Annotated in this window: 23 protein-coding genes; all 23 read right to left on the bottom strand. The window is 36.7% G+C overall.

All coding sequences use genetic code 11. The features are described 5' to 3' along the window. Positions 1-149: 149 nt before the first annotated feature. Positions 150-881, bottom strand: coding sequence for a DUF6577 family protein (locus tag RDQ32_RS03235; protein ID WP_007157025.1), 732 nt, complete (start codon positions 879-881; stop codon positions 150-152). Positions 882-1,207: 326 nt separating this feature from the next. Then, complete coding sequence (locus RDQ32_RS03240; protein WP_040648749.1) at positions 1,208-1,999, bottom strand: glycosyltransferase family 2 protein; 792 nt, start codon at positions 1,997-1,999, stop codon at positions 1,208-1,210. Positions 2,000-2,036: 37 nt separating this feature from the next. Next, positions 2,037-2,828 carry a sugar phosphate isomerase/epimerase gene (locus RDQ32_RS03245; protein ID WP_007157028.1) on the bottom strand — a complete coding sequence of 264 codons (792 nt, stop codon included), beginning with the start codon at positions 2,826-2,828 and terminating at the stop codon, positions 2,037-2,039. Between the two features lie 58 nt (positions 2,829-2,886). Then, complete coding sequence (locus tag RDQ32_RS03250) at positions 2,887-4,191, bottom strand: hypothetical protein (protein ID WP_007157029.1); 1,305 nt, start codon at positions 4,189-4,191, stop codon at positions 2,887-2,889. Next, the gene (locus tag RDQ32_RS03255; RefSeq protein ID WP_007157030.1) at positions 4,192-5,115 is read right to left on the bottom strand and encodes a sugar nucleotide-binding protein; all 924 of its coding nucleotides are present in this window, start codon (positions 5,113-5,115) and stop codon (positions 4,192-4,194) included. 9 nt (positions 5,116-5,124) lie between these two features. Then, complete coding sequence (locus tag RDQ32_RS03260; protein ID WP_308579098.1) at positions 5,125-6,063, bottom strand: glycosyltransferase; 939 nt, start codon at positions 6,061-6,063, stop codon at positions 5,125-5,127. Then, a complete protein-coding gene (locus RDQ32_RS03265; protein ID WP_040648751.1) occupies positions 6,053-7,186 on the bottom strand; it encodes an FAD-dependent oxidoreductase in 1,134 nt (377 codons plus the stop codon). The genes RDQ32_RS03260 and RDQ32_RS03265 overlap by 11 nt, the downstream gene beginning before the upstream one ends. Before the next feature lie 74 nt (positions 7,187-7,260). Beyond that, a complete protein-coding gene (locus RDQ32_RS03270) occupies positions 7,261-8,457 on the bottom strand; it encodes an NAD-dependent epimerase/dehydratase family protein (RefSeq protein ID WP_308579099.1) in 1,197 nt (398 codons plus the stop codon). Positions 8,458-8,504: 47 nt separating this feature from the next. After that, positions 8,505-9,512 carry an acyltransferase family protein gene (locus RDQ32_RS03275; protein WP_308579111.1) on the bottom strand — a complete coding sequence of 336 codons (1,008 nt, stop codon included), beginning with the start codon at positions 9,510-9,512 and terminating at the stop codon, positions 8,505-8,507. Between the two features lie 65 nt (positions 9,513-9,577). After that, complete coding sequence (locus tag RDQ32_RS03280) at positions 9,578-10,090, bottom strand: GNAT family N-acetyltransferase (RefSeq protein WP_308579100.1); 513 nt, start codon at positions 10,088-10,090, stop codon at positions 9,578-9,580. Positions 10,091-10,124: 34 nt separating this feature from the next. Continuing rightward, the gene (locus RDQ32_RS03285) at positions 10,125-10,553 is read right to left on the bottom strand and encodes an FdtA/QdtA family cupin domain-containing protein (protein WP_040649048.1); all 429 of its coding nucleotides are present in this window, start codon (positions 10,551-10,553) and stop codon (positions 10,125-10,127) included. A 54-nt stretch (positions 10,554-10,607) separates the two neighbouring features. Further along, the gene (locus RDQ32_RS03290) at positions 10,608-11,702 is read right to left on the bottom strand and encodes a DegT/DnrJ/EryC1/StrS family aminotransferase (protein ID WP_308579101.1); all 1,095 of its coding nucleotides are present in this window, start codon (positions 11,700-11,702) and stop codon (positions 10,608-10,610) included. A gap of 12 nt (positions 11,703-11,714) precedes the next feature. After that, a complete protein-coding gene (locus tag RDQ32_RS03295) occupies positions 11,715-12,863 on the bottom strand; it encodes a hypothetical protein (RefSeq protein WP_308579102.1) in 1,149 nt (382 codons plus the stop codon). After that, positions 12,844-14,226, bottom strand: coding sequence for an oligosaccharide flippase family protein (locus tag RDQ32_RS03300; protein ID WP_308579103.1), 1,383 nt, complete (start codon positions 14,224-14,226; stop codon positions 12,844-12,846). The genes RDQ32_RS03295 and RDQ32_RS03300 overlap by 20 nt, the downstream gene beginning before the upstream one ends. A gap of 51 nt (positions 14,227-14,277) precedes the next feature. After that, on the bottom strand, positions 14,278-15,312 hold the full coding sequence (locus tag RDQ32_RS03305) for a polysaccharide biosynthesis protein (protein ID WP_308579104.1): 1,035 nt from the start codon (positions 15,310-15,312) through the stop codon (positions 14,278-14,280). A gap of 10 nt (positions 15,313-15,322) precedes the next feature. Then, the gene (locus RDQ32_RS03310) at positions 15,323-16,108 is read right to left on the bottom strand and encodes a hypothetical protein (RefSeq protein WP_308579105.1); all 786 of its coding nucleotides are present in this window, start codon (positions 16,106-16,108) and stop codon (positions 15,323-15,325) included. Continuing rightward, positions 16,101-17,429, bottom strand: coding sequence for an O-antigen polysaccharide polymerase Wzy (gene wzy / locus RDQ32_RS03315; protein ID WP_007157043.1), 1,329 nt, complete (start codon positions 17,427-17,429; stop codon positions 16,101-16,103). The genes RDQ32_RS03310 and wzy overlap by 8 nt, the downstream gene beginning before the upstream one ends. Then, complete coding sequence (locus tag RDQ32_RS03320; RefSeq protein ID WP_050768763.1) at positions 17,430-18,218, bottom strand: glycosyltransferase; 789 nt, start codon at positions 18,216-18,218, stop codon at positions 17,430-17,432. It lies immediately after the preceding gene. Between the two features lie 86 nt (positions 18,219-18,304). Further along, positions 18,305-19,429 (bottom strand): glycosyltransferase family 4 protein, encoded by a 1,125-nt coding sequence (locus RDQ32_RS03325; protein ID WP_308579106.1) that lies wholly within the window; start codon positions 19,427-19,429, stop codon positions 18,305-18,307. Positions 19,430-19,433: 4 nt separating this feature from the next. Then, positions 19,434-21,377, bottom strand: a complete 1,944-nt coding sequence (locus tag RDQ32_RS03330; protein ID WP_308579107.1) for a sugar transferase — start codon at positions 21,375-21,377, stop codon at positions 19,434-19,436. Between the two features lie 179 nt (positions 21,378-21,556). Beyond that, positions 21,557-23,581, bottom strand: a complete 2,025-nt coding sequence (locus tag RDQ32_RS03335) for a nucleoside-diphosphate sugar epimerase/dehydratase (protein ID WP_308579108.1) — start codon at positions 23,579-23,581, stop codon at positions 21,557-21,559. A gap of 125 nt (positions 23,582-23,706) precedes the next feature. Then, the gene (locus RDQ32_RS03340; protein WP_308579109.1) at positions 23,707-24,183 is read right to left on the bottom strand and encodes a hypothetical protein; all 477 of its coding nucleotides are present in this window, start codon (positions 24,181-24,183) and stop codon (positions 23,707-23,709) included. Between the two features lie 150 nt (positions 24,184-24,333). After that, on the bottom strand, positions 24,334-25,281 hold a 948-nt coding region (locus RDQ32_RS03345), incomplete at its 5' end, for a translation initiation factor 2 (RefSeq protein WP_308579110.1).

Consider the following 25,281-nt stretch of genomic DNA (forward strand, 5'->3'; position numbering starts at 1 on the left):
AAAAATATAAACAATTTTCACGAAAGGAAACTTATTTAATTATTCATTTATAGTAATCATTACGAAGCCAAACACCTATCGTTGTGGTGCAAAAGTAGTCAATTTATCTCCCAGTATGCACTCAACGCTTGGAACTAAGGCCTGTAAAATTATTTTTTATCAGCATATTGCGATCCCATTCTTAAATCCGTTTTATCTATATGTAGCAACACCTTGCTCTTTGCATTCCTCCTGCTTGCATATCGAAACAACTTACTCTCATCAATATAAAAATCCTGAAACGCCTGATGAAAAATATTATCATACTCCCCTCTACTGACACAGGATAAAAGAAGCTTATCTGCCACAAGATCTACCAGCATCTTTTCAAGCTTAGTTTCCCAGACAGCTCTTTCACCCTTCGGTGATTCAGAAATCAGTTTTTTTATAATAATCATATCATCTGACCAATACTGATGAAATGTTTCCACGGAAGGATTCAAGAGAATCTTACCGGTATATTGTTCTTTTAAGGAATCAAAAACATAGGTTCCCAGTCCTGATTCCACGGAGGCAAATATCACATTATGGGCAATCTGATGATTTACAAATTCATTTAATTGGACCAGTTCAAAAATGCGAAAATCAAGTTCCGGGTATTGTTCCTCAATCTTTTTGGCAAGGTCTAACGATAACTCCGAATACTGATAAGAGTAATTTCTCTTCGAATCCTCTGCTATGTGATAGCTATTTCTACCTACGCGATAAATATCCCCATTCTCCAATAACTTCTGAAAATTATATCTTCCTGAGTCTTTCCTTTTATTTTTATTTTCTTTCTGAAAGGCAGTAATAAAGTCTTCTCTGGAGAAGTTTTTTTGATGCGAAAGATTATGTACCATATTATTCTTTGTTCTACCTCTATATTCTATAAGTCGGCAAAATTTGTATTTTTTGCCAACTTACAAATCTCGGTGCAGAGGAACCGCTATTCCGGAAAAGTGAAAACCACCTGTCCAGAATAGGAAACCGATGTATTGTTTGGTTACTATATGTCAGATACATCTTTCATCAATATGCAGAATAACATTGATATTCGAATGCAAAAAGGAAGCTTGATCCATGGATACAACAAATAAAAACAATACAATAAGCATAATGGAACAGGACAAGAGATTTGTAGCAAACTTAGTTTATTTCTTGGTAAATGGGATAGAGTTTCCACCAATCACGGATTATACACACCTCTTGCATTTCTTATCAAAATCTTCAGTAACGTTGAATTGCCTTTAAAAAAGCTAATTTTTGTAGGTGTTTTTCCCTTTTTAGGGTATGCTCTGGTAACCGGTATTTCGCAAGCTTTCATTCCTATTTGTGATGCTCTAACCGATAAGTAAGCCAATAATTCGTAAGTCATAAAAATATCTCTAAAGGGCTGCACTCTGTCATCCGTCAGATAACGTCTGGAATAAGCGCGGAAGGCATTTGTCGTATCCGTAAATCTCTGATGCGCAGTCATAGAGATAATCGGAGCATGAATACACTTCACAGACAAATATCTAAACAATGGTGTATTAATAGCCTTTCCACCTTTTATAAATCTTGAGCCCTGAACAAAATCATATCCTTCTTGTAGCTTCTCTATAAAGCGGGGAACATCCTCTATGCTGTCTTTATTATTTCCATCGATAGTGATAATTCCTTTGTACCCTCGTTCAAGAGACCACCAAAATCCCATACGAAGCTGTGCGCCTTGTTTTCCGATGTCCTTCTTTACAAGTAGGGAATTGACATTTAAATTTCGTAGATTGCTTTCTGCCGTACTTCCATCTGTAGAGCCACCGTCGCAGATAACGATATCTGCAAAGTCACTGATCTTAGACTCTTTTGCTCGGGTTAATTCAGTTAGAATACGCTCTCCCTCATTAATAATGGGAATCAGCACGACATAGTCCTTTGTTTTTGATGCATATTCAAAACTTTCAAATGTTGGGACACCTCTTATTCCTTCATACAACAATATAATTCTCCTTACCGGTAAGGTAATACTATTATCTCTATTTCATAAATACTTTAGCTACATACTCCATCTTTTTTCTTAGGGCAGAAAGATCTTCCACTTTCCCCATCTCTATAGAGATAAATCCTTTATACCCTTCTGAAAGCAAAAGATCTTTTAACTCAAAGTGTAATGTTCTTTCCTCAATCGGTCTTAGGCAAGGCTCACTAATATGAACATGATTAATGCGCTTTACCTTAGACTTTAAATCCATCACTGATTCATCATTAACTATCATAGTCCCCACATCAAGATTCAGTTTGAAGCCGTCAGAATCAACTTGTTCTATCAATTCTAATGCAGAAAAAGTACCATTTATATAATTCGTGTTATAAAGCGGTGGATTGGCTTCCATGCCGATTACAGTTCCCTTCTTAAAGGCATAATCTCCCAACTCTTTAAAGAAGGGAATGGCTTGATTACTATCCGTTCCTTCCGGCAAAAAGCGATTTCTAGGACATCCAAAAACAAGATTTTTGCAGCCAATACATGAAGCAAAATCAATAGCTTTTTTTGTATACTCCTTTAAAGTGTCTCGCTCTTCAATAGATCCAAAAAGATTTTCTTTACGGCCATACCAGATGGACTGCATGGAAGAAATACTAAATCCATACTGAAGAGAAAGCCTTTCCTTCCATTCTGAGGCTTCTTTCAGCTTATCATATGGTGAGTCAGGTAATATTCTTGTTGGTGCAATTTCCAGACCTTCAAATTGTAACTCCTTCATATAATGATAAACTTGCTCATCATTCTCTTTGTCCCATGAAATATTCGAAATAGATAAGTTCAAAATTCCGGCTCCTTTCTGATTGTCCCTGTAGTAAGCACTTAAGGAATATATTCAATGATCACTTTCGTCTTCCAAAGGATAAGCAGTCTTTCTCTCCATTAAGACTGTTGCATTGATTTAAAATATATACCAACGCTATAAAGCTTATAGGAACCACACAAAGCATAGTCCTGGGATATTCAGCACATGTACCATAGTATGAAACATAATATGTACCCAGCATACTTCCAAATAGCCCCAGACTTATCCATTTTATCTTTCTATTCAGAACTTCTTTAAACAATAAAACAGCAAGAATCATTAGCATAATCAAAGTATGCTTTACATTTATTCTAAATAAGGAATTAAAGTAAACCATTGCCTTGCTATTTATGTTGTTTGTAAAATCTTTATATTGAAGATATTCACTAATATAATCATCATCGGAGTCCTCATGAATTTGATGTACCCTGTCAAAAACAAAGGCTTTAAGATTCTTTCTGTAGCATTCATTTGTAAGTTGAGTAACTCTTTTGTTTCCATATTCATTTAAAACTGCATATGTGACAAGCCAAATATCATTGGGGTAAGCTTTCATGGCTGTCTCAACCTTTTCAATGAACCCCTTATTGTCGGAAGATTTATAATATCCTTTTTCCATTACTACGATTAAATGTTGTCTAGGCACTGCATCCGTCAAAGAAAACACACCAAATTGAGAATTAAACACGGACATATATATAAGAATAATGATTGATGTAACTGCAAACATTATATTTGGTAATTTTATTCGCGGAATTTTATTTATCAGCCCAAAAACAACAAAAAAAACATTAATCATCATCCAATAAATAATCGAACTGGGACGTTCAAATACCATCACAAAGACAATAAATTGAGCTATAACTGCACTTTTTATAGAAAGATTTTTGATAAAATCAAAGGTATAAAAAAAAGTAATTACCAAAAGAGATAGCGCCAACGACTCTGTCAATATAGCTCTATCCCATCCAATTACAGACGTATTACATCCATATAAATACAGTAATATCGTAGTATAGAATTGATTAATAGAAAAAAGTTTGCAAATTCGAAAAAAATACACAACTGCTATGAAGGAAATTAGACTTTGAAAAATCGTAATTGCCTCTAGATACTGTGTTTCTCCAAAAAGTTTCAGAAAGATACGAATTACCAGTGGGTATATCGGAGTTCTGCCATTTAATTGTCCATGAATTAGAGAAGAAAATGGATAACCAATGTATGCATTTGAATCCGGAAAAACTTTCACTTCTGTAATTAGCCAAAAATAAAGTCGATATAGTATAATCGGGAGCCACAATATAACTTTTTGAAAATTCTTTTTGCCATTACAAAATGCCATTTATAATTTCCTCTCGTTTGTAAATTGCTTAATCTCATCAAGAACCTGATCTTTAGATAAAATATAATCTCCAGTCCCCCAAAATTCCCTTGCATATAAAGTCTTATAATTATAATCCGCAGGAATAGCATTCAGATGATTCAAAAATTTGTCTCCTGTTAAATACTCATAAATCTCACTGGCAGAGACAGGTTCTGTCGCTGGATGCCATATTCTGATATCCTTTTCAAGGGCTATCTGAATATCTTCCCAAAGTCTTTCTAGATTATAAAATTGATAGACGCTCCTGCTATCAGTAAAATTTAATGCTGAAAATCCTAGCTTTTTAAAGATACACTTCAATTCTATCTTTTCTTCTTCTGATACATTCACCTTATAAAAGCCATTATCTTGTAACTGATAAAATTCTTTTAACCTCTTTTCTCTTGACACCAGCTCTTCATATTTGGACGTATTTAACATGGAAGGAATGATATTGATATAATCATAAATAAAATTCTTTTTTAGATTCCTTCCAAACAAAGCCGGAAGTCGTATAATAAGAGCATTCGGAAATTTCTCCCTTACCCAAATCTCCAACATATACCTATTATATCCATATGCATGCAAGCCTTGCGTCTCTATAACAGAATGCTCATCTACATTCCTGGGTTCCCTAAAAATATCAATTGTGGAGATCAGCACTAATTTCTTAGGATTAATTTTACTGATGTTCTCTTCTGCCTGAAGAATAACAGACCTATCTTTTTCAGGCGCATGGTTTGCCAAGTATTTTTCTGCAGGAAGACCTGCGTAAATCAAAAGCTCCGGATTTGTCCCAAAAGCTTGCTCGACATTTTTAGAATTATAAGCCAAATCAATTTGACCTGTAGCATAAATATTGCTTCCTACAAATCCGGTATATCCAACTAGCGATGTATGCATTTCCCCCTCCTATTTTGTAAGCTTCTCTACACTTTCAAAAGTATACTGCTTTCTCTTAAATATCAAATCAATTAAAAGCTGAAGATACTTTATCACAATGGTAAGGATGCCAAATAATCCAAAAAATGCTATGGATAAGAACAATATAGTGGTAGTCCACCCCGCAACCGGATGCGCCGTTATATAAATGAAAAGAGAATAGAATAGCATTGCAATAGACATACACATCATAAGAACTGTCATCATTTTTGCAAAGCTGTAACCCATCTCTGTAAACAATATTAAAGAGTCAATAGCCAGACTTATTCGATAGCTTTTTTCCTTCTCATCATTTGTCCAATTTACCTGGTGAACTACTTCATATTTCAAATTGTCCGTCTTTAAACCGCAATTTGCATACGCTATTTTTCTATATGGAATAGTTTTATTCATGGCTTCTACTCGATTAAGGACTCGACGACTTAATACCCTGAAACTTTCCGTAGACATCTTATAGGAAAGGTCTGTATATCGCTCAAAAGCTTTATAAAATAATTTAGACGTGAATTTTTCTTTTCTTTTTGCTGAGGCACTCACGATATCATAGCCCTGAAGTGCTCTTTGATAAATATCCATAATGATTTGGGAATCAAAATCCAAATATGTATTATCAAATTCAAATACAAAATCTCCTATGGATAAATCAATCCCGGCTTTCATGGCCATCTCCAAGCCATGAAAGTAACTCATGTTAATTATAGAAATACTGCAAGTTGAAGAAAAATCAACAGATTTCTTAATCATGGTCACTGAATTATCATTTGAGGCATCATTGACACATATAATTTCTGCGTGTTCAAAGTTCTTCTCAAATACAGCAATAACAGTTTCTAAAAATTCTTTGATTCTATTTTCTGCATTATGTACATAAATAATGGCCGAGACAAAATTTTGTTCTTTATTTACCATCCCTTAATACCTCATCCAAGTCATAAACTGTATTGATTTTCCCGGAAAGCACACTCACAAAAGTTGGGTTTTCTGAATATTTCCTAATTACAGTTGGTCTGGAATCATCAATTTCTGAACTCATTAATATGGGTTTCATGGAAAATAATGATCTTTCATATTGAAATCCATACTCTTCCAACATGTATTTTCTCGCAAGCTTAGCCATATAGGGAAATGCCGTTAAAGGTTTTGCCGGACAATCATTACAATTCCCCAGTTGAGCCCTAGAACAAAAGCCATTGCTATGTTCTTGACAGGAAAATGCAGGTACTTCATCATAACTCGTCATATGAGGTGTGAAAGTCACCGATGTTAAGGAATGATATCCTGTTTTTCCAAAAGGCATAATGGAGAAAAACGGTCCATCCATAACCGTAATCCCTATTTCCTTCAATTTATCACCAACCGTACAAAGAATAATTTCACATAACTCATACTTGATTTTAAAGCTTTCAAAGCCAAATAACTCAAGAATCTGATTTGTTCCTGCATAAGTAGCATTTAGAACAAAATTTGATTTATACGTTTTACCATCTTCTGTATGTATAACATAGGCATCACTTTCTTTATCAACCGAGGACGCCTTTACTCCATAGCTTATGACTACATTTGAAGCATATTTTTCCAATTCCCGCAGCAGGTAATCTCTTAAAATCATAGCATCATAAGTATACTCTCTTGTTCTAAATACTCCATCACACATTGATTCCTTGAAATACTTTTTGGGAGGTAGTTCTTCGCAGGGAATATTGGCAGCTGAGCAAAATTCTTGGAACTGTTTACTATTTGACCAGGAATATTCACCGGAAGTCGCATAAATCTGTTGAAATTCTTTATTGATACAGAAGGCATAGTCCTGATTAAATCGTTCAAAATAGCTTGCAGACTTTAAAGCTGTAGATAAAGATCTCGGATAATGATACCCCTGATGGACACGTGCTTGATTGATATAGCTTGCTCTACAGAATGCTGCTTGATCACATTCCAAAACAAGAATTTTTTGTTCCTGTTTTGCACAAAACAATGCAGAATACAATCCATAGAACCCTGCCCCAAATATTATTTTGTCAAATGTCTCCATTTGGTTAAGCTCCTTAACTATAATTTGCAATACTACTTTCACCACACCATAGGCAATTTATTTTAGTTTTATTCCTATACTTCTTCAAAAAAAGTATCCGGATGATTCGAATCGAAGTTTTCATTACATATCATTACTGTAACCAAGTCTTCTGTCTCTGACAAATTAATAATATTATGTGTCCAGCCAGGAATCATATAAACAGCTTCAATCTTGTCTCCGCTTACATCAAATACGACTTTTTCACCGGTATTAATATTTCTTTCCTCAATCCGTCCATGACCTGAAACAACAATAAACTGTTCCCATTTACTGTTATGCCAGTGTTGCCCCTTAGTGATTCCGGGTTTGCTGATATTCACGGATACTTGCCCATGATTCTTCGTATGCAAGAGCTCCGTAAAGCTCCCTCTATTATCCACATTCATTTTCAATGCATAAGAAAAATCTTTTTCCGGAAGGTAAGTCAGGTATAAGGAAAATAATTTTTTTGCAAAAGAACCTTCCGGAATCTCCGGCATCATTCCGGTCTTCGGTTGATTTTTAAACTCTTTTAGCAAGTCAATGATTTCTCCTAAAGTGACTTTGTGTGTTATAGGAACAGTACAATATTTTCCATTGTCATCCAAAATAGTTTCTGTACCGGAGAATTCACAATGCTGCTCTTTCCCTTCTAATAGGTCAAACATTCCCTTTATCAAATCATCGATATAAAGAAGTTCCAATTCTGTATTTCTATCATTCACAGTAAATTCTTCATCATTGGCAATGGCCCAGCAAAAAGTTGATACCGCAGAGTTATACTTTGGTCTGCTGTGCCCCATAAGATTAGGAAAACGGTAAACATACACCTTCGCACCGGTTTCTTTTCCATAGGAAAAAAACAGCTCCTCTCCGGCTTTTTTACTTCTTCCGTATTCTGAATCACCAAATCGTCCTGACAAAGTGGCCTGTATAGAAGAAGAAAGCATTACACCGGCCTTATTACCATACTTTTTCAAAGTGTCTAAAAGTTTAGAGGAGAAGCCAAAGTTTCCCTCCATAAACTCTTCTACCCTCTCCGGACGATTTACCCCTGCAAGATGAAAAACAAAATCCGCTTTTTGACAATACTCCTCAAGCTCAGCTTCACCGGAATCCTGATCATATTCATAGATTTCAGAAATGGAAATCTTCTCTCTCGTTCTATTTTTTCCATCCCTAATATTTTTTAAATTATTGACAAGAGCGGTTCCTACCATCCCTTTAGCACCGGTGACTAATATATTCATCGTTTTTCCCTCCCAAGTTCAAAACAAGCCTCTAACCCATTTTTACACTACACTATTTTCTTTCCAAACATTAATTGGCTAACCTTATTTTTCTGAAAGCAAAAAATGATTATCAGACTAAAGAGAAAACAACATACAAAATTAAATATCACCTTAAATATAGGGATTGATACCCCATATGTTCCCAAAAAGAAGCTATGGAGAACATAAATTTCTAACGTATGCTTTCCCAAAAAGATAATCCCGTTATTTATCGCTTCATTTTTTACTAAATAATCCATAAAGTAAGCTATAGAGGCTGTGATAAAAATTCCACCAAAAGAAATAATTGTATTATATGTTGTAATACAATTGTTATACAAAAATGTATATTGCCAACTGCTATTTTCAAATACATTGCGAATACATTGGTCTAATAAATCTCGAAATGGATAGTCTCCTAAAAACCTCCAATACTGTACCGTAAATAACCATACGACACCACAAAGAATCCCGAGAATAATAGCAGGTCGCTTAACGAAAGCTTTGTATTTACTAAGATAATAACCTATAAAATAGAACTTTGCATGATGTACTAAAAGAGGTATCCCCAGAAATGGAATTCTACTCTTACTGAGCAACAATATAACAATAAATACAACAATCTCTCCATGCTCAATTTTGAAGAAGTTAGCTACAATGGTACAGCAATAATTTACTATGCATAGCAAGAACAAAACCCATAAAAACCAATGTGCTTTATCAGGGCTAATAAGTACCTCTTTTACATAAGTAATAACTCCTCCTCTCCATCCATGGTTAAACATAAACGGTATAAATACCCATGTCCAAAATGGTATAGCAAGACCCAGAAATCTCAATTTCAGCCACGATAAGTTAATCTTTCTATCCTTCTTATATGTCACGAGTCCACTGATAAACATAAAAAGAGGCATATGAAATGAATAAATAATATTAAATGCATTTACGTGAAAAAAATCAGTATATGAAGCTTGTATGGCATGTCCCAAAACCACCAATATAATCGCTAATCCTCTGACTTTATCATAAATTATTTTTCTCCCGCTATCTTCCCCCGTAGCTGCTCCTTATCTTCATAAAAATCAAAATGTAAAAGTTTTTAATATGTATCCTTTTCCATCCTATATTCTACTTCCCCATTTTGCTTTATTTCTTCTGAAGTCTTCTTAAAGCCTGCTCGTTTATAAGTAATCAAAGCAGGTAAATTGTTCTTAAAAACATGAAGATAAAATCTTTTTATTCCCAAATGTTGTACGGCAACTTCCATTACAGCTTCTAAAGCGTGGAGAGCTACATGCAGACCATGAGCATCCGGGTCTCCCACCATTATTTTTCCTACCTCCACACTGGAATCTTTAAAATTGTATAAAGCTATGCTTCCCACACATCTTCCCAGCTTTTCGGTTTCTTCTATGGCAAAAATAATTTGTTCCTTATCCTTTAAATACTCCATATACCATTTTTTTTGTGCATCTTCTGTAATGTGGGGAATTGGAGTAAGATATTTGCAATTTTCAGGATTATTTCTCCAGCTCCGTAACAGCTCAAGATCCTGTTTCTCAATTTGTCGTACTAGGATATTTTTATTTTTTTTATTGTAGGAATGTTCCATAACTTTCTCTTTTTTCTTCTATAGAGTAATTGATCTATACTTCTCCATTTAAGGTCTTGATTTCCTTTTCAAACTCCTCGTAATTTCTGATGTATTCCGATGCATCATAATGCTCGCTTGCTAAAACCAGTAATACGGAATCTTCACTAAAATCATACATGTCTTTCCATATCATAGTCGGTAGATAAATGCCGGTATGTGGTCTGTTCAAGCAATAAATCGCCTCGTTTCCCTCTCCGTCTGCAACCCTCACTTTACTTCGTCCGGCGACATTAATTAAAACAAATTCCGTGAGTCTGTTGGCATGTTGTCCTCTAACAACTTCCGCATCAGAACCATAAATATAGAAAACTCGCTTGATTTCAAAGGGAATGTCCTGATTTCCTTCTACAACCACCAAATGTCCTCTTTGATCCCCTCTCTGAGGAAATTCCAACATTCTCACCTTATTCATGTTATGCATATGTACATTCATCCTTTCTGTTCATTTCCTAAGCTATACAGTCAGATTTTTAAATTAAAATGCATTCAAACAGGAAATAACGTAATCCTGTTCTTCCCCTGTCATTCCGTTATATAGAGGAATAGAAAGAACTGTTTTTGCATACTCCTCTGTAATGGGAAGTGTTCCTTCCTTAAGTCCAAGATAGGCATAAGCCTCAGATAAATGAGGAGGAATTGGATAATGAATGATTGTTCCGATTTGCTTTTCATTTAAATATTGAACCAGAGTATCTCTTTCATTTGTACGAATCACAAACTGATGCCAAATATGCGTTGCTCCATCTCGAATCTGTGGTAAAAGTAACTTGGAATTCTTAATTTCTGCCAGATATTTCTTGCAAAGTAATTCCTTCTCCCTACTTAAGTCCTTCAGATACTTTAATCTTACTCTAAGTAACCCTGCTTGAATTTCATCCAAGCGGGAATTAGCGCCAACTACTTTATTATAATATCTTTTTTCCGATCCGTAATTTCTAAATACCCTAATACTTTCCGCTATTTGATCATTGTTGGTAATAATCGCTCCGGCATCACCAAATGCTCCCAGATTTTTCGAAGGATAAAAGGAAAAACATCCAATATCTCCAAAAGTTCCTACTTGTTTTCCTCTAAACTCTGCCCCATGGGCTTGAGCACAATCTTCTACCAGCTTAAGATTATACTTTTTACATAACTCCACTACCGGAGCCATATTGGACGCCTGTCCGTATAAATGTACCACTAAAATGGCCTTTGTTTTTGCATTTATCTTTTCTTCTATTTTACTTGTATCAATATTAAAATACTCATCCGGTTCTACAAAAACTGGCGTTGCACCATTAATAGTGATGCCCATTACGCTGGCAATATACGTATTGCCTTGTACAATCACTTCATCTCCTGAGCCAATTCCCAAAACCCGAAAAGCAATCCACAAAGCATCCAAGCCATTTGCCAATCCAACACAGTGCTTCGCCCCAGTAAATTCAGCGAATTCCGACTCAAAAGCACTAAGTTCTTTCCCCAAGATATACCATCCGGAACGGAGTACCTCAACAGCCTTCTCTTCAAATTCTTTTTGAAATTGATAAAATCCTCTATCCAATCGATTCGGCATTATATATTCCATGAGCGTTTCACCTTATCCTTTCTTAAGAAATCGCTTTATTAAAGCTTTAACTTTCTTCATTCTATAAAAGAAATGTATCTGTTTCCACATTTCGGCATTAATCGGTTCCGGTAAACTTCTTTGGACAAGCTTTGTAAATACATGATTTATTTCAAAGAGCATGGCATAGTCTCGAGAATACTTTCCCTGATTATCTTCGTTATAATATTCATCAATTATAGTTTCAATATCTTTTTGTACTTGATGTGTTGCAGTATCCAGTCCGGGGAATTCGCCCAAAGAATAGCCTTTAGATTCATAAATCCACCTATAATATACCGATTGCCGGTCAAACTCTCGAACCGGTGTAACAATAACTGTCGGACAAGAGACCTTTGCTCCATCCAGTGCACTGGTACCCATGGCAATCAGCAAATCTGTATTCTTTCTAATAAATTCACCAAGTTGATTATATTCCACTTCCTCGACAAATCTAATATTTAAGCTATATCCTTCTGCATATTCCTTTACACTATTTATCGCATCTCCACTTCCTACGATTGTGAATTCTATTTTTGATTTTCCTTCTACTTGTAGATGCTCCAAGTCTTTTATCACTTTCTTCAAAGGAATCTCTTTAAAATCTTTGGATACTCTGCCTACCCACATAATACGTAGGATTGAGTTATTTTTTTTTTCCAAAGCGCTCTGTTCCTCCGGAACTTCAATCGCTATTGGTAAAAGAAGTTCCTCTAAGGAAGACTCATAATCAATAGGCTCTGCAAGAAAGCTATTATATACTCCTACTATATCGGTAAAAACAATCGAGCGATGAGAATATAAAAGCCGTAATGCCTGACTTGCCTTGTACTTTAAAAATCGAATCAGATAACGAAATATTCCTTTTTCAGCATTGGGGTTATAATATGAATCTCTAAAGGCTCCCATACCCATAATCCATACTAAAACATGATGTACTTCAATTCCCGACTTCTTCATTTCCCATAAATCTCCAAACTGAGAAGAGGGAATAATTGCTAAATCATATATTTTGTTCTTAAGGCAAGCTTCAGTAGAATATACATCTACATGGTATCCATATACTCTTAGCCATTGAATCATCCGTTCTAAAAGTTTATCTGTTCCCCCATATAAATTTTGCTTACACACAACGATATTCATAGAAATAATACCCTACTTTCCATGCCAGAAGCATAACAAACAACAGAACAGATATAACAATATTTCCCTGCATTACCAGCCATACCAAAGCCAACAATAATGCACTACTCATTGCCAAGTCCAAAACACTAATCTTTAAATGCATAAGTTTTCTAGTATCTAAAATTCTAACAATTACCACAATAACGTAAGATAAGGCCGTTGCATATACGGCTCCCAAAATACTATAATGAGGAATAAAAATTAGATTCATGATAATGTTGGAAACAGCACAGATAATTGTAGATTTTATCTCCAGTAAATTTGCTTTTGCAGCTGCATATATTGCACCATAGTAATTACTGATGCCTAAAAAAACCGTTCCAAAAAGAAGCAAGGGAATGTAATACCATGCTTTAAAAAAATCCTGTCCGACATAAATCTTCATGATTGGCCTAATAACTAAAGATAAGGCCGCAACAGAAAGAAACAGAAAAGCAGAGTATATTTTATATACTCTTTCAAAGAAAATCGGATTTCTTTCTTTTTCATATTCTCTGACAGCAGACATGATCCAAGCTTGGGTAAAGACCGACAAAAGCGTCGTAATAATTGCAGGAATTTTAGCTGCAACGGAGTAAATTCCCACTTCGCTTTCTGAGAAAAAAAGATTCAACATGGCACGATCGGAAAAACTGGCAATCCACCAGGAAATCGCATTAAACATCAGAGGAATAGAATAACTCAGCATTCTTTTTAGTAGCGCTTTATCTAAAGGCTGATTTAGCTTGAAGTTTCTGTATATACCTCCCACAAAGAATAAAAACGTAATGGAAACACAAGTCCCTATTAATTCTGCCAGAAAATATCCCTGAAGCCCTATTTTTAAAATAGAAATAAAATAAATATCCAAGATAGCCGTAACAAATGCGGTTAGTGCGCTATCCATGGAATATACACTTACACGGTTTTGGGATTTAACATAAAGAGAAGAATTCACTCTGATACTTTGCAAAACAATCATCAGAACCACATAAGGACTGTATTCTCTGATTGATTTATAAAAATACAGCAATGGAGATAGTATGATTGTTAGTAATGTCGCAAAAGCCAAAATGATGGTCGAGCATTGAATCAAGTCTGTTTTATTTGTTTCTTCACTGAGACCAAAACGTAATACTGAATCGGAAAGTTCAAGTGTTACAATCGGCACCATCAGCCCAACAAAAGTAACCACAAGATCAATAACACCATATTGTCCGGTAGTTAAGACATTGGTAAAATACGGTAACAGTAAGAACTGGACGCCCTTAGCGCCAACCAAACCAAAGCCCAATGCAAATATATTTTTTAGTAAATCATAATACTTCTTTTTATTTCCCATTCTTTAACTCTATACCAACAAAATACAAACTTGCCATGATACTCTTTCTGTTTAGATACCTTTTTGTGCGCAATACTTTTCCACTTCTCTCTGCATTTCGGGAATTTCCATCAACTTATCCATTGTTTCAGCAACACTAAGCATTCTTGTATTGCTACTATTAAATTCATTGATTCCGTTTCTCTTGGTTCCCTTGGATAAGTAGTTATCATAATTTAAGTCTCTTTTATCGCTAGGCACTCTATAAAAGTTTCCCATATCTATGGCACTTGCACATTCTTCATTAGTCAATAAGGTCTCATACATTTTTTCTCCATGTCTAAGACCTATAACCACATTTTCCTTTTGATAATGAAAAAGATTTTTTATCGCAGAAGCCAAAACATCTATAGTCGTTGCTGAAGCTTTCTGAACCAGAATATCTCCCGACTGGCCATTTTCAAAAGCAAACATCACCAAGTCCACAGCTTCATCCAGAGACATAATAAATCTGGTCATGCTGGGCTCTGTTAGTGTCAATGCTTTTTCTTGCTTGATTTGGCTAATAAAAAGAGGAATTACGGAGCCTCTGGAATACATGACATTTCCATATCTGGTACAAACAATAGAGGTATTCTGCGGGTCTACCGTTCTGGACTTGGCAACTGCAATTTTCTCCATCATGGCCTTACTCACCCCCATTGCATTGATAGGGTAAGCCGCCTTATCCGTCGATAAACAGATTACTTTTTTTACGCCTTTTGCTATAGCTGCCGTTAATACATTATCTGTCCCAATGACATTTGTTTTCACTGCTTCCAAGGGGAAAAATTCACAGCTGGGAACTTCTTTTAACGCCGCTGCATGGAAAACAAAATCAACACCAAACATAGCATCCTCTAAAGAAGATAAATTTCTAACATCTCCAATATAATACTTAATCTTATCATTATTGTAGAGGTGTCTCATATCATCTTGCTTTAGTTCATCTCGGCTAAAGATTCTGATTTCTTTTATGTCTGTATCAATAAATCTTCTGAGAACAGCATTGCCAAAGGAACCTGTTCCTCCGGTAATTAATAATGTTTTATTTGCAAAAATTGACATGATAACCTCCTTAAATATAAACACCTACTCTACTAAGCATCTTTCTGTATATAATTCTCAGTCTTCGAATTACTCTTTGTACAAAACTAATCTGCATGAAGCCTTTATAAATGATATCCTTGCCATCAAAAATATCTTTATAATAAGATTCCAGCCCCAACCTTTTGATTTCATTGCCATTCCAGCAACCTCTAACCAACAGCCAACCTCTCCCATATCGATAAGGGCTGTTTTGATCTGAAGGAATACAGAGAAATTGATATTTAGCATATTTTCTGGCACGAATCGATCCAAATAGCTCCGTTTCCCAAGGAGTTTCTTTATCTCGTAGCAAAGCACACAAAATCGATTTATTCCACAAGCCTACCTGCATATTCAGTAAATAATCTCCCCTGCTTTTCCTCCTCATCAGCCCCGGATATGTACTCGGGAAATTAGCTTTGTCATAAATTTCAGCCAGACTGATGGTTACGATATCCTGATTTTCTTTCATATAAGCAATATAAGTTTCTATTTTATGAAAATCCACAGGAGCTTCCGGAAGAAAATCATCCAAAATAATCAGTACCCGTTCTTCTTTTAAAGACATTAAATAGGATTTAATTCTCTTTGCCCATTGCTTTTCATTAGAGTTTAAGGTAGATACTCCCTCATACCGAACTGTGGATTTTTCCAAACCAAGATAAATAGGATACTTACAATTCGGCCAAAATTTTTTTAAAAAATCAAAAAATATATTCAATACACTGATGTTCTTATCACATCCCAGAACCAATATAGCACAAGAATTATCCATTCTTATTTCCTCCAGTTTTCATCATTCTTCCCTCTTTATACATCGTATACGTATGTAATAGCAAAAGAATAACGGTAGTTGAAATGCATTTCATTACAAAGTCTTTTATACTGGATCTTCCCAGATATACAAGATTCGGAACAGTCATAAACAAGAGAAGATTGGCATAAAAACTTGCCTTTTTTGATTTTACAATATAATTATATGCACTTTCAAGAAATCCTATACAAATCCCTGCTATCGTTAAGAAACAAAAGCTTAAAGCAATTCCTCCCAAATATATTTCCCCAAAAAAACTTGATCCAAATCCACCTCTCTCAAATCCTGTCCCTCTGACACGATCCACTACTATACCATAGTCATTTCGAGTAAACAGTTCTAAAAATGAAAATTCTTTTGCAATTGTATCATGAAATACTACACTTCCGAAAACTGACTCTACGGATGCTCCCTGAGAGTGGAGAGTCGAAAGCAATATGGAACCAAAGCCCGATGCTACACTTCCTTTTAGACGATAGGATAATATAAAATTAGCCATAACAATAAGTGCTACTCCAAGGGCCACTAAAGGTAAAAGCTTTATTTTTCTTTTTAGAGAGAAAAAGAGCAGCCACAAAAAAATATACATAATTGCATATCCTCTGGCACCTCTCATCAAATATCCCACAGAAGAGACCACCAATAAAGAGCTGGCAATAAAAAAACGATTCTTATAATTCCCAAAAATCAACCATAACAATAGCAAGTGCTTTCCTATGGAAAAATACCTGTATCCCTGCAATAATATCGTTTCTGAAATCATAAGATAATTGGATGATCTTATAATAGATATTTTTCGAACGGAATCAAGAATAAAGAAACCAAATGCCAATAAACTGCAAAGAAGAATAAGATATTGTATGAGTTTGGGTACTACCATTCGATATTCCTGCTTAAATATCATTCGTGGTTTCTCCGAGAAATAGCATGTAGCAAGATTAGAAACAATAACAATCACATTTGCAGAAATTCCCAAATAAGCTGCTACCAAATGTAAATTCGTATCTGTTATGCCCATACCCACAGAAATAACAGACATAGAGAAGAAAATATGTAAAAGATATCTCATCCAAACAAACACAAAAAAAGATAAGATGAAATAGGAGAGAGGCGAAACGAGACCATTCTTCTTACAAAAAGGGACAATCACTAAAGAAATAGAAGCTATAAGAACATAAAAAAAATGAAGGGTTGTGCTTGATAAAAAAGCCAAAGAGCAAATCCCTAAGAAAATCGAAAGTAGTTGCGATAGCAATATAATTTTTATTTCTTTCGAACCCATTTATTTTAATCTCCTAAATTTCTGTATTACTGAATAGGGTATCAATCCGACTAGCAGTGGTTTTATAGCATAAGCCAAGCCAATCGGCATTAAATGATTATGAAGATACCCCTCGAATCTCACCCTCATTTCGTTAATTCTATATCTATATTTTCTTTTCTTATAAGAAGATCTATCCTCAAAGTATTTTAAAAGAGGAGTCTGAATATTATATCCCAAAAAACCTCTTGCATATAGCCGAAACCATAAGTCATAGTCTTCACATCTCTTGGTTTTAGGTAAGTCTCTATATCCATGTAAGGAAAGGATAACTTCCCGACGAATCATAATTGTCGGATGTGCAAAAGGACTATTCCATAACAAACTTTTTCTACCCGGTTTTTCCGGAAATAAAACTGTTGCGAATACACCATTTTTATCAAACTTTTCAATAGCAGATCCAACCATTGCATATTGTGGATTTTTCTCTAAAAACTCCAGTTCTACTCTTATTCTTGATGGAACACTATAGTCATCAGCATCCATTCTGGCAATATATCGTGCCGTACTGTACTTTAATAACCTATTCAGGGAATAGGTCAAGCCTCTATTTCTTTCGTTTCTATATAATACAATTTTATCCGGATAGCTATGAACATAATTTTCAATAATAGAAACAGTCTCATCAGTAGAACCATCATCACAAATAAGCAGTTTCCACTGCAAATAATCCTGTTCCAGAATGGAATCAATGGCTCTTTTAATCGTTTTTTGTTCGTTGAAGACACCCATAATAATATCTACTTCCATCTTTCCCATCCTTTCTATGAAATCATTCTCGACATAAAAGTACACTGCACCGAGTCTAACTTTATGCCTTTTCCTTTATATAGGCATCACCCTTTATATATTTGCATCATTTTTTCATTAATATTCTTTTTTTCTAAGGATTTTAATCTCTTTTTTTCTCCCAGATGATAAGTACCTATAGTATTTATCATTTTATGCATGCCTTGCTCCCAAGCTTCAACCGTGTTCGGATGCACTAACAAACCATTTTCCCCATCCTTTATCAAGTCTGTATTTCCTCTTATCTTGGACGCAATTACAGGTTTTTTCATAAACATGGCTTCCATCACTGAAACGGAAAGTCCTTCTCTTTTAGATGGAAATGCAAATACATCAGCAGCCTCCAAAAGAGCGCAGATATCCTCTCTGAAACCAAGTAAGCGGAGAGAGACACCGTTTTCCTCTGCCAATGTTTTTAAATGCTCTTTTTGATTGCCTTCTCCGGCAATCATATAAACAATGTTTCGATCCTTTATTCCGGCTAAAGCTTGGACCACCACTTCATGATTTTTATTTTTATTTAATTCCCCAACAGATAGGATAAAGATATTTTCCTTGGAAAGTCCCAGCTCCTTCCTCTTCTGTTCCCTGGAAATGCCTAAACTTTGGAATCTGTTACTATCTATTCCTACTCCCGGAATATATACTGTTTTCTTTGCATGAAATTTATATTTTGCGCGGTAATAGTCTTCTTTATTAATGGTAATAAGACAGTTGGTCCAATAAGATAGAAGTAACTCTATTGGATAATAAATAGCCCAGTTTAAAACACTTGCTCCCTTAAAAAAATGAAATCCATGAGCTGTATAAATTATTTTTGTTTTTGTTACATGCCCGGCAATTCTTGCAATCGCTCCACCAATTGGACTGTGACAATGGCAAAATAGGTATTGATTTTCCAGCATCAGTCGTTTCACTGTACGATAGCATTGAACATGCTTTCCTATTTGAACCGGAGAACGAGAAAAATCTACATGAAAACACCTTACACCTTGTTCTATTAACTCCTTTTTTAGCTGTTTAGCACTTTCTTCAGAAAAGGTACTTCCATTTTTAAAATTACATGCAACATCAACTTTGTAGCCCATTTTCTGTAGAAGAGATATATTGTCTCTATTAAACTGTCCTATCATTGATGCAACAGAAGCTAATATTAAGACTCTTTTTTCCATAAATCTATCTTCCCTCTGTTCTTCGAATAGACTCCTTAAAAGAAAAGATTTGATAATCTTCTATATACCGGGAACAATCTTCTCGATAATATCTGGAAGAAAATGCCTTTTTCCCTAAAGTACCAATCGTTCCCGGCACGAATTGTAATGCATGAATAAGTGGTTTTGTTCCCGGTACGGTGAAACATGTCCAATGATGTACTCTTGCAATTTCCCGAATCATCTCCCCTGTATCAACATACTCTTTGTTTTGTGGGAAAAATATCCCTCTTTCCTTATTTTCAATCATGAGCCTTATAAACTCGGCCAAATTTCCAATATAAAGCATTGAGCGCCTATTCCCTACTACCGGAAAAAATGGTAGCATCTTGGCTAATTTGGCCATCTTCGGGTAATTCCCCTTACATCCCTCCCCATAAATCATAGGCGGACGAAGAATAACAACATTGAATTGATCTGATTGCATTTCCTGTAAAGTCAAATCGGCCTGTAACTTTGAATCTCCATAATAATTTAGAGCCTTCATAGGAGTCTTTAAAGTAATACAATCTTGCTCTATTCCTGAATATACAATCATGGAACTCATAAAAATAAATTGTTTAACACCTTCCGCTTTTGCTTTTTTTGCACATGCAATCGCAAGGTCACGATTTACCGCATAATACTTTGCCTCCGGACTATTTTCCTTATCCTTTGAGTCTTTTTCATGAGCTACTTTTTTTACTCCCTTTGTGTCATCATCCTGATGCGCTACCCCTGCCACATGAAAAACCACATCGTAGGAAGAAAAATCTATCTTTTTCCATTCTTCTCCAAATAAACTAATCGTGTCTATTAAATATCGTCTTGATGCAGGATAATCGGGAAATAGCTTTTGATTATACTCTTCTAAATATTGCTCGACCTGTTCTCCTACGTAGGAATGAGCGCCGGTGATTAAAATACTAATAGCTTGCTTATCTTGCTTACCTTTCAAATCGTCTTCTACTTCTGACCTGTCTTTATCCTTATCAACATGTCCTGCCTGCTTCAACTGTCCCGTTCCCCCTTCTACAACCCCATCCTTCCTAAGCACGGAAAATATAGTTCCGAAGAAACAACGCAGATCCATAAGGAATCCGATTTTCTCCACATATTCTCCGTCCAGTTTAGCCTTATCCGGAATCTCTATGGAGTCTCTGCCATTAATCTGCGCCCAGCCGCTAAGCCCCGGCTGGACATCGTTGGCATTATATTTATCGCGCTCTGCGGTAAGCAAATCCTGATTCCATAGACCCGGTCTTGGCCCGATGATAGACATATTCCCCACAAAAATATCCCAAATCTGGGGAAGCTCATCTAAAGAATGAGCCCGAAGGAATTTACCCATGCGAGTAATATACTGCTCCGGATTCTCCAGCATGTGGGTTGGGGTATCGTGGGGAGTACACATCTTCATGCTGCGGAATTTATGCAGGGGAAAATAGCGTTTGTTCTTCCCTAGACGCTTTTGGGTGAAAAAGATAGGTCCCGGATCATCCAAAAATATAGCAGCAGAGAGGAAAAGAAAAACCGGAGACAGTAAAATCAAAGCAAAAGCGGAGAGGATAGTATCTCCTCCCCTTTTAATAACTCTTGTATAGAAATTAGGAATATAGTCACTGTCTCCTACCGCTTCCAGATGCCCTCTTACCCCGTCTGCATTTTCTGCTTCAAAAGGGTTTTCCACGAATATAACCTTCTTTCCCTCAAAGGGATTCCGATATTCGGAAGATTGATTTCCTCGTTTCTTATTTTGGAAAATAGAAGCCTTTTTATTTTCTAAGCAAAGCTTCTTTTCTTTTCCGGAAAGTTCTGAGGAACAGGATTTCTTTTTCCACAGGGAAAGTAAGAGGGTAAGGCCTGCCAGACATCCTCCCAGGATAAGCGCTATCCAAGCTTTCTGATTGCTATCTTTATGATTCCGCATAACTCCTCCACTCTCTTGCTTACAGTCTCCATCGCTTTGTGCCTATTTTGTAGATTCCTGTTTTGTAGTTTCCTGTTTTTTAGACTCCTATTTCCCAACTTCTCATTCTACAAACTTATTTCTTCTTAGCATTCTGCTCTTTTTTTCACAAGAATATAGGTATTACCTAAGACTTTTCCTTATTCCGCCGGCTTATAGGTTCCCACAATTTCCTTCACCATTTCCCGGATATCCTCCTTGTTCTTGTAGGCAGCTTCCATCAGGTCGTCCACCTTTCCAAGGAAGGCATCAATGTCGAAACTTAATGGTTTTCCGATATGAATACGCTCGTTGGCGGTGTTCTGCAAGCCCTCTTCCGCCATCAGCTTTTCTTCGTATAGCTTTTCTCCCGGGCGAAGTCCGCTGTACTGTACCTTGATATCGATATCCGGCTTAAAGCCGGAGAGGCGAATCAGATTTCTGGCCAGGGTATCAATCTTTACCGGGCTTCCCATATCCAAGACAAAGATTTCTCCCCCCTTAGCGAAGGTTCCCGCCTCTAAGACAAGGCTTACCGCCTCCGGGATGGTCATAAAATATCGAATAATATCCGGGTGAGTTACGGTTACCGGCCCGCCCTTTTCGATTTGCTTTTTGAAGATGGGAATGACGGATCCGTTGGATCCCAATACATTTCCGAAGCGTACTGCCACAAATTCTGTCTGAATATCCTGGAATACTGCCCCCGTGCCGTCCTTGTCCGCATTCTCCATTCCCTTATGGGTGAAGAGCTGGGGAATATCCTGCACCCGTCCCGCCTTAATCTTGCTGTCAAAAGCCTGGATAATCATTTCGCAAAGTCGTTTGCTTGCTCCCATGATATTGGCAGGATTCACCGCCTTATCCGTGGAAATCAGCACAAAGCGCTTGCAACCGTTTACCATAGCCGCATAGGCAGTCTTGTAAGTTCCTAAGGCATTGTTCTTAATGCTTTCACAGGGGCTGTCCTCCATCAAGGGCACATGCTTATGAGCCGCCGCATGATAAACGATTTCCGGTCTGTACTCCTTAAAAATCTGGAACATTCTCCGGGAGTCTCGTACGGATCCAATCAACACCAGTAAATCCAGCTCCGGAAAATTTTCCCGTAGCTCTAATTGGATATTGTAGGCATTGTTCTCATAGATATCGAAGATAATCAGTTTCTTAGGACTGTGGCCTGCAATCTGTCGGCAAAGCTCCGAGCCGATGCTGCCTCCGCCGCCGGTAACCAATACCGTTTTTCCGTTAATAAAGGAAAATACTTCCCGAAGATCCACCTTAATCGGATCTCTTCCCAGTAAATCCTCCACAGAAACCTTCCGCATGGCGCTGGCACTGACCTGTCCGGTAACCAGCTGATACATTCCGGGAAGGTTCTTCAGCTCACAGGTGGTTTCGTTACAGATTTGCAGAATATCTCTTCTTTGAGAAACGGTAGCGGAAGGAATTGCTAAGAAGATTTTATCCACGGCAAATTTCTCCACCGCCTCCAAAATGCTTTCTCTTCCTCCCACCACAGGGATATTGTCAATGAGTCTTCCCCATTTGTTTTTGTTGTCATCGATAATACAAACTACCGCCCCGTCTACTTCTCCGGAGCGTTGAATGTCACGAATCAGCATTTGCCCTGCGGCTCCTGCCCCAATCACCATAATCCGATGATGGCTTTTCTTGTTATTGACCTTTCGGAGAAGCAGGATAAAGCGATAGGAAAAGCGAATGCCCAGTACCGCCAGATACTGTAAAATCGCTCCGATGACGTAGTAGGAAATGGGCATTCTTCCCCAAAAAAACGTGATGCCGATGATATGAAAGAAGGAGCAAATGACGGTGGCCATGCTTACCCGAAGAAGCTCGGAGTAACTGGCAAAGCGCCAAATGCTTTTATAAAGCTTTAAAAACCAAAAAACCGCCAGTGACCCTAGAATGTAGAAGGGAAGAAACGCTTTCCAACGTTCTATGTATATCGTGTCAATGGTGCTGTAGCGCAAATCATAGCGAAGCCAAAGGGCAATCAAATAGGAAAAGCTGAGGGCAAGGGAATCATAAAGCATCAGTCCCAAAGCAATGATATGCCAATGCTCTAATTGAAAACCCTGCCCTCTCTTTTCTCGTTGGGGTACTTTTCCCCTATCTTGATTGTCTATATTTTCGTTAGACATCTTGTCCTTAGTATTTTCCATGAAGAATGATTTCTCCTATTGCTACAGTCCTTGTACTTGTTGCAAAAAAATTCTGCCACTCTTTTCTTCTCAGGCAATAAAGTGAAAGACCCTATTTCTTGCTCCGAGAGGCTAATTTTTTATCTCTACGCCGTGAAAGGGAAGCTCTCTCCCGGCTGCACGGTAACATCCTCCATAGTCTCTTCTCCCTTGGTGATTACATAGTGTACACCGTATTTTTGGAAGAAGCTTCCATAGCTGTCGTCTGTGGACTTACTATAACGGAAATCCTGTACCGCTGCAGCATTGGAAATCTCCCGCATCAGCTGATCCAGGAAGATGGTCAGTGCTTCATTGCTGACATTGTCCACAATTTCCGCATTGACTTCCACCATATGGGTATCATTACTTCCGGAAATCGTCAGATTCTTTACAAAAGGGAAATCCTCAGGATCCATGCTCTCTATCACATCGTCGGAAATCTGGTCGAAATCGATAAGAATTACTTGATCTGCCGCCGCTGTGGTTAAATTCGGAGCAGAATTCACTCCGTACTTGGGTTTACAGGATACCAGAAAAAATAATGCCAGAAGGCATAGTAAAAATCCTCTTGTTCTCAACATGATATCTCCTTAAAAATTAATTTTCCTATATATTCTCTCACATCTTATATGCTAAAGCAGTATAGCATTGAACGGACTTTTTAGCAATTTTTTATGACTCACATTCTCTTATCTTAGAGACTTTATAAGTACCCTATCATACTGATACATCTATTCTTTAGCCAAGCAGATTGGTACCATTGCCTCTAACACTTTTTGAACAACCTTATCCTGAAGATAAAAGTCCTTCAGATTCGACTTGTCATAAGGATAGGGGGAATCTTTTGTTTCTTCCATTAGTAAATCTGTAAAATATCTTTCCCAGGTAAAGTATTTTTCACTCTCTATATAATTTTCTGCTTCTTCAAGCCTTTTACGAATAAATGGTTTATTTAAAATATCCGCATACAATAAAAGCCATTCAAAGGATTCCGGAAGATAGAGTTTGATATTTACATTCTCTCTAAGTAATTGAGAAATATGAGCCATTTCCGGTCCAAATGCCGCACCATCCGCTATCACCAAAGTTTCCTTCTGCTCTTTATCAAGCAATCTTTTTTGTAAAATCCCTAGAATATTGGATTTTCCCCCTGCGCTCTCGCAACAAATCCCCCTTATCTCGGAAACGTGTGAAAAAAAGGTAAATCCTGCTTGAGAATCCTCCGTTATTAAGGACTTTACCAATAGCTTTCCGGGATTTGTCTCCGAGTATATCTTATAAAACAGGTTATATACCTGCCTTGTATCCATATATCTTCCCGAACAATGAATCCCGTATACTTCTTCCACGGAGTAGGGTAAGGAAGGTAAATTTTCTCTGGTAATCAGCACATAATAATTATTGGAATTACGAATTCTTTTTGCAAAATCCTTAGTTTTTAAAAACTTACTATCTTCATCAACAAAGACTATGGAATCATGAATATTTTCCAGCGTCTCCTGCCAGTATTTTCCAGATAGTGCTACACAGGCCTTATCGCATTGAATTTGCACGCCAGAATCCTTGCCAAGATTTCCATATTCTTCAATCATTGAGAAAAGCGTTGTTTTTCCTGTAGCACTATCTCCTCGGATAATATTGATATTTCTTTTTATAGAAAATGCAAAGCGAATCCGCTT

Source organism: uncultured Oribacterium sp. (assembly GCF_902481605.1).
GTDB classification, from domain to species: Bacteria; Bacillota; Clostridia; order Lachnospirales; family Lachnospiraceae; genus Oribacterium; species Oribacterium sinus.